General features: G+C 43.4%; 18 protein-coding genes. 12 read left to right on the top strand and 6 right to left on the bottom strand.

Features of this window, described 5'->3' with window-relative positions:
- Positions 1-9 precede the first annotated feature (9 nt).
- Positions 10-528, bottom strand: coding sequence for a glutathione peroxidase (locus tag FN831_RS21820; RefSeq protein WP_142530325.1), 519 nt, complete (start codon positions 526-528; stop codon positions 10-12).
- A 228-nt stretch (positions 529-756) separates the two neighbouring features.
- Here FN831_RS21820 and topA point away from each other — a divergent pair, with 228 nt between their 5' ends.
- Both topA and FN831_RS21810 read left to right on the top strand, forming a co-directional pair.
- Positions 757-3,354, top strand: a complete 2,598-nt coding sequence (topA, locus tag FN831_RS21815; RefSeq protein ID WP_142530324.1) for a type I DNA topoisomerase — start codon at positions 757-759, stop codon at positions 3,352-3,354.
- A 3-nt stretch (positions 3,355-3,357) separates the two neighbouring features.
- The gene (locus tag FN831_RS21810; protein ID WP_142530323.1) at positions 3,358-3,762 is read left to right on the top strand and encodes a hypothetical protein; all 405 of its coding nucleotides are present in this window, start codon (positions 3,358-3,360) and stop codon (positions 3,760-3,762) included.
- A 1-nt stretch (position 3,763) separates the two neighbouring features.
- Here FN831_RS21810 and FN831_RS21805 read toward each other — a convergent pair whose 3' ends face one another.
- From FN831_RS21805 to FN831_RS21790, 4 genes are all read right to left on the bottom strand, one after another.
- A complete protein-coding gene (locus FN831_RS21805; RefSeq protein ID WP_142530322.1) occupies positions 3,764-4,462 on the bottom strand; it encodes a lysoplasmalogenase in 699 nt (232 codons plus the stop codon).
- A gap of 119 nt (positions 4,463-4,581) precedes the next feature.
- Positions 4,582-4,896, bottom strand: a complete 315-nt coding sequence (locus tag FN831_RS21800; RefSeq protein ID WP_090559919.1) for an RNA recognition motif domain-containing protein — start codon at positions 4,894-4,896, stop codon at positions 4,582-4,584.
- A 76-nt stretch (positions 4,897-4,972) separates the two neighbouring features.
- Positions 4,973-5,227: a hypothetical protein gene (locus FN831_RS21795; protein WP_142530321.1), complete on the bottom strand. Its 255-nt coding sequence runs from the start codon at positions 5,225-5,227 to the stop codon at positions 4,973-4,975.
- A gap of 54 nt (positions 5,228-5,281) precedes the next feature.
- Positions 5,282-6,052 (bottom strand): queuosine precursor transporter, encoded by a 771-nt coding sequence (locus tag FN831_RS21790; protein WP_142530320.1) that lies wholly within the window; start codon positions 6,050-6,052, stop codon positions 5,282-5,284.
- 62 nt (positions 6,053-6,114) lie between these two features.
- Here FN831_RS21790 and FN831_RS21785 point away from each other — a divergent pair, with 62 nt between their 5' ends.
- From FN831_RS21785 to FN831_RS21750, 8 genes are all read left to right on the top strand, one after another.
- Positions 6,115-7,260, top strand: coding sequence for a methionine aminotransferase (locus FN831_RS21785; protein WP_142530319.1), 1,146 nt, complete (start codon positions 6,115-6,117; stop codon positions 7,258-7,260).
- 28 nt (positions 7,261-7,288) lie between these two features.
- Positions 7,289-8,095, top strand: a complete 807-nt coding sequence (locus FN831_RS21780; RefSeq protein ID WP_185960570.1) for a nitrilase family protein — start codon at positions 7,289-7,291, stop codon at positions 8,093-8,095.
- A 100-nt stretch (positions 8,096-8,195) separates the two neighbouring features.
- Positions 8,196-9,230: a N(4)-(beta-N-acetylglucosaminyl)-L-asparaginase gene (locus FN831_RS21775; protein WP_142530318.1), complete on the top strand. Its 1,035-nt coding sequence runs from the start codon at positions 8,196-8,198 to the stop codon at positions 9,228-9,230.
- A gap of 9 nt (positions 9,231-9,239) precedes the next feature.
- Positions 9,240-9,980, top strand: coding sequence for a copper homeostasis protein CutC (locus tag FN831_RS21770; protein ID WP_142530317.1), 741 nt, complete (start codon positions 9,240-9,242; stop codon positions 9,978-9,980).
- Positions 9,981-10,010: 30 nt separating this feature from the next.
- On the top strand, positions 10,011-11,798 hold the full coding sequence (gene lepA, locus FN831_RS21765; RefSeq protein ID WP_142530316.1) for a translation elongation factor 4: 1,788 nt from the start codon (positions 10,011-10,013) through the stop codon (positions 11,796-11,798).
- Positions 11,799-11,825: 27 nt separating this feature from the next.
- Complete coding sequence (locus tag FN831_RS21760; RefSeq protein ID WP_142530315.1) at positions 11,826-12,707, top strand: bifunctional 5,10-methylenetetrahydrofolate dehydrogenase/5,10-methenyltetrahydrofolate cyclohydrolase; 882 nt, start codon at positions 11,826-11,828, stop codon at positions 12,705-12,707.
- 304 nt (positions 12,708-13,011) lie between these two features.
- Entirely contained in the window at positions 13,012-13,251 is a 240-nt protein-coding gene (locus FN831_RS28480; RefSeq protein WP_394348335.1) for a type II toxin-antitoxin system HigB family toxin, read from the top strand.
- Between the two features lies 1 nt (position 13,252).
- Entirely contained in the window at positions 13,253-13,666 is a 414-nt protein-coding gene (locus tag FN831_RS21750) for a helix-turn-helix domain-containing protein (RefSeq protein ID WP_142530314.1), read from the top strand.
- Here the strand turns inward: FN831_RS21750 and FN831_RS21745 are convergent.
- Positions 13,663-14,013 (bottom strand): Rieske (2Fe-2S) protein, encoded by a 351-nt coding sequence (locus FN831_RS21745; protein ID WP_142530313.1) that lies wholly within the window; start codon positions 14,011-14,013, stop codon positions 13,663-13,665. The two genes, FN831_RS21750 and FN831_RS21745, sit on opposite strands and share 4 nt — an antisense overlap.
- Positions 14,014-14,110: 97 nt before the next feature.
- On the opposite strand from FN831_RS21745, the gene FN831_RS21740 reads away from it, so the two are divergent.
- Together FN831_RS21740 and FN831_RS21735 are read left to right on the top strand one after the other, a co-directional pair.
- Complete coding sequence (locus FN831_RS21740) at positions 14,111-14,734, top strand: 7-carboxy-7-deazaguanine synthase QueE (protein ID WP_142530312.1); 624 nt, start codon at positions 14,111-14,113, stop codon at positions 14,732-14,734.
- A gap of 50 nt (positions 14,735-14,784) precedes the next feature.
- Positions 14,785-16,689 (top strand): OmpA family protein, encoded by a 1,905-nt coding sequence (locus FN831_RS21735; protein ID WP_142530311.1) that lies wholly within the window; start codon positions 14,785-14,787, stop codon positions 16,687-16,689.
- Positions 16,690-16,730 lie beyond the last annotated feature (41 nt).

Genomic DNA, 16,730 nt, shown 5'->3' with positions numbered 1-16,730 from the left:
GTTTTCTTATTACAGGTTCTTTGTAATATCCGGACTCATCGGTACTACCTTAGAGCGGAAACGGTGAACCAGCTGTCCCTTTTCATTGATCAGGAACTTTTCAAAATTCCAGTTGATGTCACCGGTAAAGTCAGGATTGCTGGCAGTAGTCAGATATTTGAAGATCGGATTAATGTCATTTCCTTTCACACTTACTTTTTCGCTTAATAAAAAAGTAACCCCAAAATTCTTTTTACAAAAATCCTGGATTTCTGTGTTTGTAGCTAACTCCTGGCCACCAAAGTTACCTGCCGGGAAGCCAATCAATACAACATCATTGCCGTACTGTTTGTGCAGCTTTTCCAGGTCTTCATACTGTGGAGTATAACCACATTTGGACGCCGTGTTTACAATAAGAATCTTTTTGCCCTTAAATTTCGACAACTTAACCTCTTTACCATCAATCGTTTTCATGGTAAAATCATAAATGCTGGTCGGTGGTGCCGGCGGGGTAAATAATAAACTAAACAGGATAATTAATAGGTTCATAGTTTTTAATTTTTTTGATATAACGAATATATGTACAAATATTTTATCCATATATAATAATATAGTAAACTTATGATTTGTTATGCCGGTTTGTAAGCAGATAGAGCCTTCAGTTTTGAATGATCCTCATTTTTTCTGAAAGGTCAAATGACCCTTTTTCATATTTATTCTCGATAGAATTTGGATTATAGGCTTATTTATAGTTTTATTTGCAGAAAAACGTTCTGAATGGCCAAAAATTTATTAATAGTTGAATCACCGGCGAAAGCTAAAACAATAGAAGGGTATTTGGGTAAAGATTTTCTCGTTAAATCCAGCTATGGCCACATACGTGACCTGGTAAAGGGCGATATGGGTATCGATACCGCAAATGATTTTGCCCAAACCTATGAGGTGCCTGCTGATAAAAAGCAAGTCGTAGCGGAACTTAAAAAACTAGCCAAGGAAGCCGAAATGGTATGGCTCGCATCCGATGAAGACCGTGAAGGGGAAGCTATTTCATGGCACCTTTACGAAACACTGGGATTAAAAGAAAGCAAAACCAAACGCATCGTTTTCCATGAGATCACAAAGCCCGCAATATTAAAAGCGATTGAATCTCCGAGAACAATAGATTATAACCTGGTAAATGCACAACAGGCAAGACGTGTGCTGGACAGACTGGTGGGCTTTGAGCTTTCTCCGGTATTGTGGAAGAAGGTTAAACCATCTTTATCCGCAGGCCGTGTCCAGTCTGTAGCGGTAAGACTGATCGTAGACAGAGAGCGTGAGGTAAATAAATTTAATGCAGCTGCAGCCTTTAGGATCACAGCCAGGTTCAGTACCGGCAAGGGAAAAGAAATCGTGAAAGCAGAATTACCGCAACGCTTTGAAAAGGAAGCCGACGCAGAAAAGTTCCTGAACGACTGTATCAGTGCAAGCTTTAAGGTCAGCAGCCTTGAAACAAAACCTGCCAAACGTAATCCTGCAGCACCTTTTACCACCTCTACCCTGCAGCAGGAAGCGTCAAGGAAACTCGGTTTTCCCGTATCCCGTACAATGCAGGTAGCACAGCGTTTGTATGAAAGCGGAAAGATCACGTACATGAGAACAGACTCTGTAAACCTGTCCGAGACCGCACTTACTGCAGCAGCAAATGAAATCAATTCTGCCTATGGCCAGAAATATCATCAGCCAAGAACTTATAAAACTAAATCCGCAGGCGCTCAGGAAGCACATGAGGCCATCAGACCTACGTACTTTGATCAGCATACCGTAACCGGCGATAGTTCGGAACAGCGCCTCTATGAGCTGATTTGGAAAAGAGCCATCGCATCGCAGATGAGCGAAGCGCTTTTTGAAAAAACCACTGCACATATTACTGTGAGTTCAAGGCCTGAACATCTGGTGGCTGAAGGCGAAGTAATGAAGTTTGACGGTTTTCTTAAAGTTTACCTGGAATCCAGTGACGATGAGGAAACAGAAGAAAGTGACAATGAAAATATCCTGCCCCCTTTAAGCAACGGACAGGAACTTACGCTGAGGGCAATGAACGCCACGGAGCGTTTTTCACGCCCGCCGGCAAGATATACTGAAGCCAGCCTGGTAAAGAAACTGGAAGAACTGGGCATTGGCCGTCCTTCTACCTATGCACCAACGATATCGACCATCCAGAACCGCGGATATGTGGTAAAAGAGGACCGCGACGGAAGAAACCGTTCATTCGGATCTATCGTGCTGGAAGATGGTATGGTTACCAAATCTACTAAAGTTGAAATTACCGGGGCAGAAAAAGCAAAGCTCTTCCCTACTGATATAGGCGAAGTAGTCAATGACTTCCTGGTAGAGCACTTTAAGGGTATTGTAGATTTTAATTTTACGGCCAACGTAGAGAAAGAATTTGATGAGATTGCCCAGGGCCTGCAAAACTGGACTAAAATGCTGCATGCCTTCTACACTCCTTTCCATAAAGAGGTTGAGGTAACTACCGAAACGGCAGACAGGGCAAATGGTGAACGCCTTTTGGGCGTAGATCCGGTGACTGGCAGAAACGTATACGCCAAAGTAGGTAAATTTGGCCCGCTGGTTCAGATCGGCCAGGTAGATGACGAAGAAAAGCCGAAATACGCCAGCCTGATGAAATCTCAGTCGGTAGGAACAGTAACGCTCGAAGATGCACTGGAACAATTCAGGTTACCTTTTCATTTGGACAATTACAAAGATATGGAAGTGTCTGTTGGCGTGGGACGTTTTGGGCCATATGTAAAATGGGGCGAAACCTATATATCAATTCCAAAAAATGAAGATCCTCTCACAGTAGACCAGTCACGTGCGGAAGCGATTATCAATGAAAAAATTACTGCTGATGCTCCTGTAGCACATTATGATGGTTTGCCGGTTACCAAAGGAACGGGCCGTTTTGGTCCTTTTATCAAATGGAACAACTTGTTTATCAATGTGCCAAAGGCCTATAACTTTGATAATCTTTCTGATAACGACATCAGAGAACTGATTGCCAAAAAGGTTGAAAAAGAATCCAACCGTTTTATCCAGCAATGGCCTGATGATAAAATCGCTATTGAAAACGGCAGATGGGGAGCATTTATACGCTTTGGTAAAGACATGCTGAAATTAGGCAGAAACCCTTCAACCAATGAGAAATACACACCTGAAGAGCTTGCCGTGCTTCCTCTGGATGAAGTAAAGAAATTAATTGTGGAACAGGTACCAAATGCCTTTGAGCCAAAAGCAAAAAAGAAAGCTGCTAATGGTACCAAAGTTGCAGGAACAAAGGCGGCAGTTAAAAAAGCACCTGCAAAAAAGAAGGCGGTTGCCAAAAAGAAATAAATTATGAAGAAGGACCTGCCTGAAAATATTGTTGAAGACATGGCCATGGCAGTGGTACTAATGAGCGAAACCCCAGAAGTTAAAAACTGGACAGTATACCTGGTAAACCTTAAAAACGTGCAGATCGAGAATGTGCTCATCAGTTCTAAAGGTTACGGAGAAAAAGATGGCCGGATGGTAAAAACCTCTGTGCTGCGCCATTTCCTGGGAGATATCCCGGCAAATTCCTTTAAAGGCGTAGAGGCAATTGATACAGAAGTTTTTGGCTTAACTAACGAATACTGGTTAAGCTACTATTTAGATGGTACGATATACGACAAGAAATTTATCTTTCTTCCGGAAAGTATAGTAGATGATAACCTGATCCGGATTCCCCTGGTAAATAAACCGGGGGTAATGATCAAATAAATTATACCGGGGTTTGGGTATGAATGAGTTTTCTTTCTACCCCTCCGGTAACGATCAGTCCCTGTGCAATCATGTAGGTTGCACTGATGACCATATCGGCATATGAGAATGCCTTCACAAAGTGCAGCTGTGCCATCAGGGCATCAGTTAAAATAAAGCACAGCACTCCGGCCAGTACGAGCCCGAAACTCAGTTTGTTTACACGCTGATTTCTAAAAACGGCCATCATTACCATCAGTGCCCCCACAAATATACAGATCAGTACAGGGAATTTCATCAGGGGCAGATGAGGCCTCAAATAGAGATAAAAAGCCGTAAAAATAACTGCACAGGCTCCGATTCCTATCCTTGCCCCTCTTTTATCCAGCTCTTTTGCAGAAAGAAAATCAAGATAAAAGGCACTGATATAAAAAATATGGCAGATCAAAAAAGCGCTTAGTCCATAAAGGAAATAAGATGGATTATAATCCATTAACATCAATAATGTATCGCCCGTTAAGGCAAATACCAGTCCTGTAAACAATCTTTGATGAAAACGCCCTTTCAGCTTTGTAGATAAACAAAGAAAAGTGAGGAGTACAAGAGAAATGCAAGGCTTAATCACAAAGTTCAATCTGGACCAGTGCCAGTATTCAGCAGCCAGCACAAGAATGAAAACCAGTGCATAAGCCAGTTTAAATACCGGGTATTTTTTCAGCATAAAAACTAAGCTATAGTACAATGATATCATCATGATGAAATAAGAACAAGGAATTTTTGATTAAATCATTCCTTGTTCTCTATGTGATGATAGAAAATTCAATCCATAAAAAAAGCTAATTAATAGCTTCTTTCTCTGTTATTGTTGTTGCGCTTAAAACCGCCACCACCAGCGTTGCCGCCACCAGTACCTGGTTTTTCCTGTGCTTCAGCAACTTTGATCCGGTTACCGTTGTAATCACCACCATTCATTCTCTTGATCGCTTCTTTAGCCTCTTCGTCAACCGGCATCTCTACGAAACCAAATCCACGGCTCTGACCAGTTTCACGATCTTTGATAATCCTAAGTGATTTTACCTGACCGAAATCGCCGAAAACGGCTGTTAATTCATCTTCCCCTACTTCTAAAGGAAGGCCTGTAATAAATATCTTCATTAATGTCTAAAAGTTTTCCTCAAAGGTACAAAAACCGGACCTCTTATTTACTATGGATTGTAAGGAATCCGTAAAATTAGCTGAATTTAATTTCTTTTCCCACGCTGGGAACTTCAAAATTTCTCTCCATGCAGAAATCCCTGCCTTCATACGTCCATTCCAGCATTACTTTCCACGCGCCTTCCGGGATATCCTCAGCCGGGATCACCAAAGAACCATCTTCGCTGCTGCGCAGGAATTGAATTTCATGCTTTATTCCCGGATCAGAGATACAGTTAAAAAAAACTTTTACTGCTACCGGGTGGTCGAAACAAAAAGTCAGGCTTTTCATACTGGTTAGGTTTTAATGTATTGATAACAAAGCACCTGACCCAATGTTTTAAAATTATTCTCTGCCCGCCATCTTGACCAGTCTGCCCGCCAGATCTTTCCCAAGATAGCTGTCAATGATCGCATGTGCAACATACAAAACAGGTGTCATGATAATGGCAACCAGAAATTTATAGGTATAATTCACTAGTCCTATCGCGGCAACCATTTGCCAGCTCCAGTGATACTGCGGATTCAAATAAAATGCAATAAAGATCACTACAAAGCTGTCAATCAGCTGTGATACCAGTGTAGAGCCGGTTGATCTCAGCCACAAAGCCCGCTCACCCGTGATCCGCTTGATGCGGTGGAAAATAACCACATCTGCAATCTGACCTATCAGAAACGCCACAATAGAACCTACGATGATCCACATTCCCTGACCAAAAATTCCCGCAAAAGCAGCGTTCATATTCAGGTCCTGTCCGTTTATCGTCTGGTGCACCCAGAAATCTGATGCCCTTAAACCCATAGCCCCCCAGATCACCAGAAATGCAAAGGCGATCAAAACAGACGTCAGTACAGACAGAAAACGAACTTGTTTTACCCCAAAATATTCGTTAATGATATCGGTCATGATAAAAATAATAGGCCAGGTTAAAACTCCTGCGGACATATTAAATGATAAATTAGGGACACCCAGTAAATTGATATCAAAATGCTTTATTCCAAGTGTGCCTTCCACACTAAAGATCTTTACACCAATGAATTCAGAAAGAATAGCGTTGGCAACAAAAAAGGTTGCTAAAACGAGCAGCAGCCTGCTCTCTTTTGTTTTAAAAGTCATAGTCCATGAAATTATCAAATAAATCGTAATATCCGGTACGATTTTTTATAATTTCGTATAACATGATAGCTACTTCTTCTAAACTCCCGGGCACATCCACCAGTATTTTTTCCGTGATGTCCCAGTTAGCGGCAGAACACAATGCCATTAACCTTTCTCAGGGATTTCCTGATTACGACTGCGACCCCCGGCTGATCAGTCTTGTTGCAGATGCAATGAAGCAGGGTCATAATCAATATGCCCCGATGACAGGTATCCCTTCCTTAAGAAACCTGGTAGCCGACAAAGTAAATTTGCAATATGGCTCTGATTACCACCCTGATACAGAAGTGACCATTACAGCAGGCGGCACACAGGCAATTTTTACGGTATTAACAGCCTGTATACAGCCTGGTGATGAAGTGATCATCTTTGAACCCGCCTACGATGCCTACGCCCCGATTATCAGGTCACTGGGCGGACTGGTTAAATCGTATGAAATGGCACCGCCGGATTACAGCATTGATTGGGAGATGGTTAAAAAACTGTTTACCTCAAGCACAAAAATGCTGATCCTGAACAGCCCGCACAACCCTACCGGAACCACATTGAAGGAAGAGGATATCCAGGCGATGATCAAACTGGTTAAAAGTAATGATGTGCTGATCCTGAGCGATGAAGTTTATGAACATCTGGTATTTGACGGAGAGCAGCACCGTTCACTGGCCATGTATCCTGAACTGAAAGAACGTACTTTCATTGCAGCTTCATTTGGTAAACTCCTGCACGCAACAGGGTGGAAAACTGGATATTGCCTGGCACCGGAAAATCTTATGAAGGAATTCAGGAAGATCCATCAGTTTAATGTGTTCAGTGTGAACACCCCGATGCAGGTTGGGATTGCCAATTATCTGAAAGATCCTTCTGTTTATCTGGGGCTGGCCGATTTTTTTCAGCAGAAACGCGACTTGTTCCGTAGCCTGATGGCCCAGACGCGATTTAAATTATTACCTTGTAAAGGTTCATACTTTCAATGCGTCAGCTATGATCATTTTAGTGAGGAGACTGATACGGCAATCGCTATGCGCCTGATCACTGATTTTGGTGTGGCTTCGATACCGGTGTCCGCATTTTATATGAGAAATACGGATCATCATGTGCTGCGTTTTTGTTTTGCGAAGAAGCAAGATACACTGGAAAAATCCGTTGAAAGATTAATGAAAGTATAATTTTACACGACCCTTACCTATATAATATATGGAAAGTCCAAGTTATCTCAATATCAATAATCTCAAAATTACCATTTTTCAGGCTTATTTATTTTGGGAAAATGTTGACAAAAACCTGCAGAACATTTCCCTGCGTTTATCAATGGGCGTAAAGGAGAAAACAGACCTGATCGTACTACCCGAAATGTTCAATACCGGGTTTAGTATGAATGCTGACGCGCTCGCAGAAGAGATGGGCGGAAAAACAATGACCTGGATGGCACAGGCTGCTACAAGATATGAATGTGCGGTAACAGGGAGCCTGATTATCAAAGAAAACGGTAACTTTTATAACCGTATGATCTGGATGCTGCCCTCAGGAGAATATCAATACTACGACAAGAGGCATCTTTTTGGTATGGGTCAGGAAGACCAAACCTATTCGGCGGGTCAGGACGAGGTGATCGTAGAGCTGAAAGGCTGGAAAATCAGGCTCGCAATCTGTTACGACCTCAGGTTTCCAGTGTATCTACGCAACCATGATACCAGTTATGATATCCTGCTGATCATTGCCAGCTGGCCCGACAAAAGGATTGCCCACTGGAAAGCACTGATTCCTGCAAGGGCCATAGAAAATCAGAGCTATGTAGTGGCAGTAAACCGGGTGGGACATGATGGAAATGAAGTTTACCATAGTGGCCACTCGATGTGCATCGATGCCTATGGCAATACCGTTTATTACAAGCCTGAAGATGAAGACCTCTATACCTTCAGCGTCAGCTATGAAGAGATGGTCAAGATCAGGCAGAGCTTCCCCTTTCTAAAGGATGCCGATGAATTTTCTATTGATAATTAAATTTATCCTGTCCGGCCACCGAGCCGGATTTTTCTTATAATCGCTTTTAACAACAGATATTTTTGGGTATTCTTGTGCCCAGAAACAACACAAACCTTTTATGTTCGACCGTAGAAAATTTATTAAATCCTCCGCGATTTCTGCTTCGCTGCTGGCAATCGGCAAAAGCAGCATAGCCAATATTATACCCGCTCCCCTTGCTGCTCCTGCTGCAAAACCTCTGGTCATTTCTACATGGGATTTTGGGATCGCTGCAAACCATGCTGCCTGGGGAGTACTTTCTGCGGGAGGCCGCGCCCTTGATGCCGTAGAAAAAGGTGTGCAGGTGCCTGAGTCTGATGTTAAAAACCAGTCGGTTGGCCTCGGCGGACTGCCAGACCGTGACGGAATAGTTACGCTCGACGCCTGTATCATGGACGAAGAAGGAAACTGCGGTTCTGTTGCCGGCCTGGAACATATTGAACATGCCATCTCGGTAGCCAGAATGGTTATGGAGAAAACGCCACATGTGATGCTGGTAGGTGACGGCGCTTTACAGTTTGCACTGGAGAATGGGTTTAAGAAAATCAACCTGCTTACTCCTGAAAGTGAAAAAGCCTGGAAAGAATGGTTAAAAACGGCAAAGTATGCGCCGGTGATGAACATAGAAAATAAATTATACGATAAGGCTTCCCCTACCCGTTTACCGGGCAATCAGTATAACCATGATACAATCGGGATGCTGGCACTTGATGCAAAAGGAAATCTTTCAGGCGCCTGCACCACCAGCGGCATGGCTTATAAACTGCATGGCCGCGTGGGCGACAGTCCTATCATTGGCGCAGGATTATATATTGATAACGAGATTGGCGGCGCTACCTCAACCGGCGTAGGCGAAGAAGTGATACGTAATGTAGGCAGTTTTCTGGTAGTTGAACTGATGCGCCAGGGCTATCCGCCTGAAGAGGCATGCAAGGAAGCAGTGATGAGGATCATCAAGAAGAAACCGGCAAAAGCCAAAGAGATCCAGGTTGGTTTCCTGGCATTGAGTAAAAAAGGACAATATGGTGCCTATGCCATTCAAAAAGGCTTCAGCTATGCCGTATGCAATGAAGAAAACCAGAGCCTGCTGATTCCCGGAAAAAGTTATTACTAAATTCAGCTTATGATAGAAATGGAAGTTTGCGCCAACTCTGTAACCTCAGCGATTGAGGCACAGCTGGGTGGTGCTAAACGTGTTGAACTTTGCGCCAGCCTCACTGAAGGAGGCACTACGCCGAGTTATTCAGAAATTGTAATGGCCAAAAAGATGCTGGATATCGAGGTTTATCCAATTATCAGGCCGCGGGGCGGCGATTTTCTCTACTCCGCTCTGGAATTTGAGCTGATGAAGGAAGATGTAAGACTGTGCAAATCACTCAATTGTGAAGGCATCAGCACCGGCATCCTCACCACTGAGGGAAAAGTGGATAAAGTCCGCTGTGCGGAACTGTTTGAACTGGCCAGTCCGATGAAAGTGACATTCCACCGCGCTTTTGATATGACAGACAACCTTGAAGAGGCACTGGAGGATCTTATTTCTTTAGGCGCCGTACGTGTGCTGACCTCCGGGGGGAAGTCTTCTGCGCTCGTGGGATCTGCGGTACTTGAAAAATTGATACAACAGGCAGCTGGCAGGATCAGTATCATGCCTGGTGCCGGTGTGAATACAGGCAATATCGCAGACATTATCAGTTTAACGGGCGCCAAAGAATTCCATGCTTCGGCAAGGCTGGCCGTAAGCAGCGCAATGACTTACAGGAATGAAGAACTGAACATGGGCGCAGATGCAGATGAGTACAGCACAACGCTAACCAACGCCGCATTGGTCAAAAAATTATTGGAACTGGCAAACAGTGCGGAATAATCAAGCGAATATTCTATATTTGCGGCACTGATGAAGCACATACGTAATTTTTGCATAATTGCACATATTGACCACGGGAAGAGCACTTTGGCCGACCGTTTATTAGAATATACAAATACGATCACTCAGCGCGAGTCTCAGGCTCAGTTGCTGGATGATATGGACCTGGAGCGTGAAAGAGGCATTACCATTAAAAGTCACGCCATCCAGATGGATTATATTCAGGATGGCCAGCCCTATATCTTAAACCTGATCGATACTCCCGGCCACGTGGATTTTTCTTACGAAGTTTCCCGTTCCATTGCGGCCTGTGAAGGTGCTTTACTGATCGTAGATGCTTCGCAGGGTATCCAGGCACAAACCATTTCCAACCTTTATCTTGCTTTAGAGCACGATCTGGAGATTATCCCGATCTTAAATAAAATGGATCTTCCGGGTGCGATGCCCGAGGAAGTGAAAGACCAGATCATTGAACTGATCGGATGTAAAAGAGAAGACATTATTCCGGCATCCGGAAAAACCGGGCTGGGTGTTCATGACATTCTGCGCGCAATTGTAGAACGTGTCCCTGAACCGGTAGGTAATCCTGACGGGGAGCTGCAGGCATTGATCTTCGATTCCGTGTTTGATTCATTCCGCGGTATCGTAGCCTACTTTAAAGTACTTAACGGCGAAATCCGCAAAAAAGATAAAGTTAAATTTGTAGCTACCGGTAAAGAATATATTGCTGAAGAAGTAGGTACATTAAAACTGAAACAGTCTCCTAAAGACGTGATCAGAACCGGCGACGTAGGATATATTATTTCTGGTATCAAAGAAGCCAGGGAAGTAAAAGTTGGAGATACCATCACCCATAAAGACCGCCCGAGCCTTGAACCTATCAAAGGATTTGAAGAGGTAAAACCAATGGTATTTGCGGGTATCTACCCCGTGGATACAGATGAATTTGAGGAACTGAGAGAAGCCATGCACAAGCTGCAGCTGAATGATGCCTCGATCGTTTTCGAACCTGAATCTTCTGCTGCTTTAGGTTTTGGTTTCCGTTGCGGATTCCTCGGAATGCTGCATATGGAGATCATCCAGGAGCGTCTGGAGCGTGAATTTGATATGACGGTGATCACTACCGTGCCCAACGTATCCTATCAGGCAATGACTACCAAAGGCGAACTGATCATCGTAAATAATCCTTCAGATTTGCCTGATCCAAGTAAAATGGAATATGTGGAAGAACCATATATCAAGGCCAACATCATTACCAAATCGGAGTTTGTTGGCCCGGTGATGTCATTGTGTATCCAAAAAAGGGGAACGATCGTAAACCAGTCCTATTTAACATCAGACCGTGTAGAGCTGGTGTTTGAAATTCCGATGGGAGAAATTGTATTTGATTTCTACGACCGCCTGAAAACGATCTCAAAAGGTTATGCCTCTTTTGATTACCACCAGATCGGTTACCGTAAATCTGACCTGGTAAGATTGGACATCCTGCTGAATGCAGAGCCGGTTGATGCTTTATCATCACTGATCCACCGTAGCAATTCATATGATTTTGGCAAAAAGATCTGTGAAAAACTAAGGGAATTGATTCCGCGTCAGCAGTTTGAAATTATTATCCAGGCTTCTATCGGTGCAAAAATCATCGCGCGCGAAACAGTCAAGGCCCTGCGTAAGGACGTTACCGCCAAATGTTATGGTGGTGATATTTCCCGTAAACGCAAGCTGCTGGAGAAACAGAAAAAAGGTAAGAAGCGTATGCGCCAGGTAGGAAATGTGGAAATTCCGCAAACTGCATTTATGGCAGTACTGAAATTAGATTAATCGATAGCAATAAAATATAGCATTGATATGCAATTACTGGACGGAAAATTCGCATCAGAAAAGATTAAGCTGGAAATAGCGGCAGAAGCTGCAGAATTTTTTCAGCAAACAGGCAGAAAACCTCATTTACTGGCCATACTGGTTGGAAATGATGGTGGAAGTGAAACATACGTGGCCAGCAAGATGAAAAACTGCGAAAAAGTAGGTTTTGAATCTTCACTGGTCAGATATGATAATGATGTTACCGAAGAGGAGCTGATCAAAAAGGTTTTGGAAATTAATGCCGACGCAGGTGTTGATGGAATGATCGTTCAGCTTCCGCTTCCAAAACATATCGATCCTGAGAAAATTACAGAAGCAATAGACTACCGCAAGGATGTGGATGGTTTCCACCCTGTTAACCTTGGGCGCATGATGCGCAACCAGCCATGTTTTATTCCTGCCACCCCATATGGTATTTTACTGATGCTGCAGGCTTATGGAATAGATACTACCGGTAAACACTGTGTAGTTGTTGGCCGCAGTAACATTGTGGGCAGCCCGATGAGTATCCTGATGGCACGCAATGCCAATCCAGGAAACTGTACAGTAACCCTTACGCACAGCAGGACCGCAAATCTTAAAGAAATGGTACTGCAGGGAGACATTGTTGTAGCTGCAATTGGCAAAAAGAACTTCGTTACTGCCGATATGGTAAAACCAGGTGCAATCATCATTGATGTGGGTATCAACAGGGAAACTTCTGAGACCACAAAATCAGGCTACAAGCTGTATGGTGATGTAGATTTTGAGAATGTAGCTCCTTTGGCTTCCTGGATCACCCCTGTTCCTGGTGGCGTTGGGTTAATGACGATCGTTGGTTTGCTGAAAAATACATTGGCATCCGCTAAAAAAGAGATTTACAAGTAAAGCTTTTCAAGATAACATAAGCCTTCTCAGTAATGAGAGGGCTTTTTTTTTGGACCTACATTCCAAAATTGTAATAATTTAGAATACATATACCATAATATTATCGTTTAGCTATAAATTTCCAATTTAAATATCATCATCGGGATAATAACAAAAATCAAAGTTAATGTTCTCATTTAGAGAACTATTACTTACCTTTACTTTTAATTACATGAGCGTTTATTTAATAAGAAAACAAACACTTGAAAATTATGTAAGATTCAATGCGCGGAGCGCGGGTTCTCTGCAAGAATAGTTTACAAAGATCAACCGCTCAGACTGGAACGTGCCCGGTGTTATCAAAAGAACATTCAATTCTGCTGATCTTCTGGGGAAAGGCAGCAATAGGGTGATCTTCGATCTTGGGGAAAACAATTACAGGATGATTTGTAAATATGCCTTTGGCAAAAAGCAGGTGCACCTTTTTATTTCCTGGATCGGAACGCACGCGGAATACGATAAAGTATGTAAAGAGAAAATGCAGTTCACAATTGATATATATTAACATGGAAAAACTAAAATACACGCTTATTAAAAACCAAAAACAGTATTTTGACTACTGCAATGCGCTTGAATCACTGGTAGATGTGAAAGATAAAACCGTAGCTATCGACGATGAAATTGACCTGCTTAGCCTCCTCATTGAAAAATATGATGAAGAGCATAATAATTTTGATGCATTGGATCCAATTTCTTTGCTGAGATCGCTGATGACTGATCACCATTTAACAGCGACTGCGCTGGCAGATATGCTTCAGGTGAGCAAAGGTTATGTCTCTGATATTTTAAACTATAAGAAAGGCTTGTCAAAAGATATGATCCGAAAACTTGCTGAATACTTTAAGCTACGTCAGGATGCGTTTAACAGACCATATCCGCTTAACAATGTCATGAAACAAAGCCTGATGAATGCAGGCTAATTTGAGTTATTGCCAAAGAACCTGCTGAAGAGACTCCGCCTGAATCCGGCATACAGGCCATCGCTCTCCTCACGTACAGGATAGATATTTACATAATCTCCCTGTCCTTCCGCCCCCCTGCCATTTTCAAGGCTATAGCCATACCTGTGAATGGGGCAAATGATCATTCCATTACTGCACCAGCCTCCGCTCAGGATCCCTCCCGCATGAGGACAGGTATTTTGCAGCAGATAGATTTTCCCCTCATTCCTTAGCAGGCATAGCTTCTTCCCGGCAACAACTACCTGACGGATGAAATCATCCTCCGGAATTTCTTCCTCTATTTTATACCATTGCAGATCGCCCATTTAGATGAATGTTATTCACAGATTAGTCATATATACAACTCCAATATACAGTAATTCCCCTTTTCCGTTCATATTTTATTTAACTTCGCGGATTAATATGGCACACAATATTCCAGCTGACGGCACATTGCTTCCTTTAATGGAAGAATTTTACACTATACAGGGTGAAGGTTTTAATACGGGCAAAGCAGCCTACTTTATCCGTTTGGGAGGATGTGACGTAGGTTGCCACTGGTGTGACGTGAAGGAAAGCTGGGATGCTGAACTTCATCCCCTGACTGCTGCTGATGCCATTGCTGAAAAAGCGGATACTTTTCCGGGAAAGGCTGTGGTGATTACCGGGGGTGAACCGCTGATCTATAATATGGATTACCTGACGAAAAAACTGCACGAAAGAAATATCCTCACATTTATCGAAACTTCCGGCGCATATCCTTTATCGGGCGACTGGGACTGGATCTGCCTTTCTCCCAAAAAGTTTAAAGCACCGCGCCCGGATATTACACCTTTTGCCAATGAGCTCAAAGTAATCGTGTTCAATAAAAGTGATTTTGAATGGGCAGAGCGGTATGCAGAAACCGTTTCTCCGACCTGTAAATTATACCTGCAGCCGGAATGGTCTAAATCTAGGGAGATGACTCCCCTGATTATCGATTATGTAATGGCAAACCCTAAATGGGAAATCTCACTGCAAACGCATAAGTACCTGAATATTCCTTAGTAACCATTCTTTTTCCTTAAGTTTATCCATCAGAAGATCTCAGCCTCATCATGGAAAAACGTACGCTACTCATCTGCTGCCTCATGCTCCTATTTGCAGCATTTGCGGCTGCGCAGGAATCTGCAGTAAAAAAAGCACAGCAAAATTTTGACTCTGCACAAAAATCCCTGCAGAACCGTGAATATGATGCTGCCATAAAATCTCTCGCTGAAGCAACAGCGGCAGACCCTGCATTTCAACTGGCCTTTGTTCAGTTAGGCGATGTTTACAGGTTGAAAAAAGATTTTGAGCAAGCGAAATCAAGTTATCATAAAGCTATCGCATTATCCGGTACCGGAACAGACGCCCGGGTGTATTATTCGCTGGGCGATGTTGAACTGAAAAGCGGTGATTATGAAAATGCCGGAAAAGATTTCAGGACTTTTAAAAACAACTATAAAGGCAAGGATCAGGACCTGCTGATCAGGACTGACAAGTATATCAGGGACTGTGATTTTTCAGTACTCGCCATCAAAAACCCGGAAAAATATCAGCCGCTAAACCTTGGCAATGCGGTCAATACAAAAGACAGGGAATATTTCCCTGCACTAACGGCCGACGGATCAAGTTTAATCTTCAGCCGCACGGTAGATGGGAATGAAGATTTCTATGTGTCCCATCAGTCTGCAGACAGGAAATGGACAGCTGCCGCCCCACTCAGTACGAGTATCAATACGGCACTGAATGAAGGTGCCCAATCTATTTCACCGGATGGAATGTACCTGTTCTTCACAGGATGCAATCGTGAAGATGGATTAGGAAGCTGTGATCTCTATGTGAGCCATAAAAACGGTAAAGACTGGGACAAACCTTTCAACCTTGGTGCAGCCGTGAATTCTGCTGCCTGGGATTCGCAGCCGGCTGTTACACCAGATGGCAGCACACTCTATTTTGTAAGCAACCGTCCGGGCGGCCTCGGCGGATATGATATCTGGAAAACGATGCTAAACGCTGAAGGCGAATGGAGCAAGCCGGTGAATCTGGGCCCTGAGATCAATACGGCGTTCGATGAAATGACCCCTTTCGTCCATCCTGACGGCAGGACGCTTTATTTTTCTTCAAACGGATGGCCCGGACTGGGCAATATGGATATTTACTATTCAAGGGCGCAGGAAAATGGCAGCTGGGGAAAGCCCGTGAATATCGGGTATCCTATCAATACTTTTAGCGAAGAAACCGGTTTGATCGTCACTCCCGACGGCAGCACAGGGATGTTTTCGTCCGTCCTGAAAGATGGATTTGGCGATATGGACATCTACCGGTTTGATCTTCCCACAGCAGCCAAACCGCTTCCAATCACCTATGTAAAAGGAATTGTCAGGGATAAAGAGACAAAGAATTTCCTGGAGGCAAAAGTGCAGGTAGTGAATCTGAAGACAAAGGAAATGAAGTTCAATGATTTTACATCCAAAGATAACGGAGAATTTCTGGCAGTAATGCCTTTAGGCAGTTCCTATGCATTCAATGCAATTTCAGATGGATACCTGTTTTATTCTGATAATTTTGAACTGACTACCACTGCGGCCGGTCGCCCCTATGTACTGGAGATCTTTCTGGATAAACTCAAACCTGGCGGAAATGTAATCCTAAAAAACATTTTTTTTGATACCAATAAATACGAGTTGCTGACAGCTTCGGTCACAGAACTGACCAGCTTGCTGGAACTGCTGCAGGCAAATCAAACAATAGGTATAGAGATTCAGGGACATACTGACAATGTCGGAAATGCCGCAGATAACCAGAAATTATCTCTTCAGCGTGCAGAAGCAGTATACGATTACCTCATAAACAATAAGATCGAAGCCGACCGTTTAAGCTTTAAAGGATTCGGAGCTACAGTACCGATAGCTAAAAATGATACTGCAGAAGGCCGTCAGAAAAACCGCAGGACCTCCTTCCTCATCACAAAAATTTAGAGGGAGGCGCTGTTGCCAGAAATATGCCAGGGAACTGGGAA

The organism is Pedobacter westerhofensis, assembly GCF_900182595.1.
In the GTDB taxonomy this organism is placed as follows: Bacteria; Bacteroidota; Bacteroidia; order Sphingobacteriales; family Sphingobacteriaceae; genus Pedobacter; species Pedobacter westerhofensis.
Note: the sequence above shows the minus strand (reverse complement) of the source record. Positions and strands in the feature narration are given on the sequence as shown.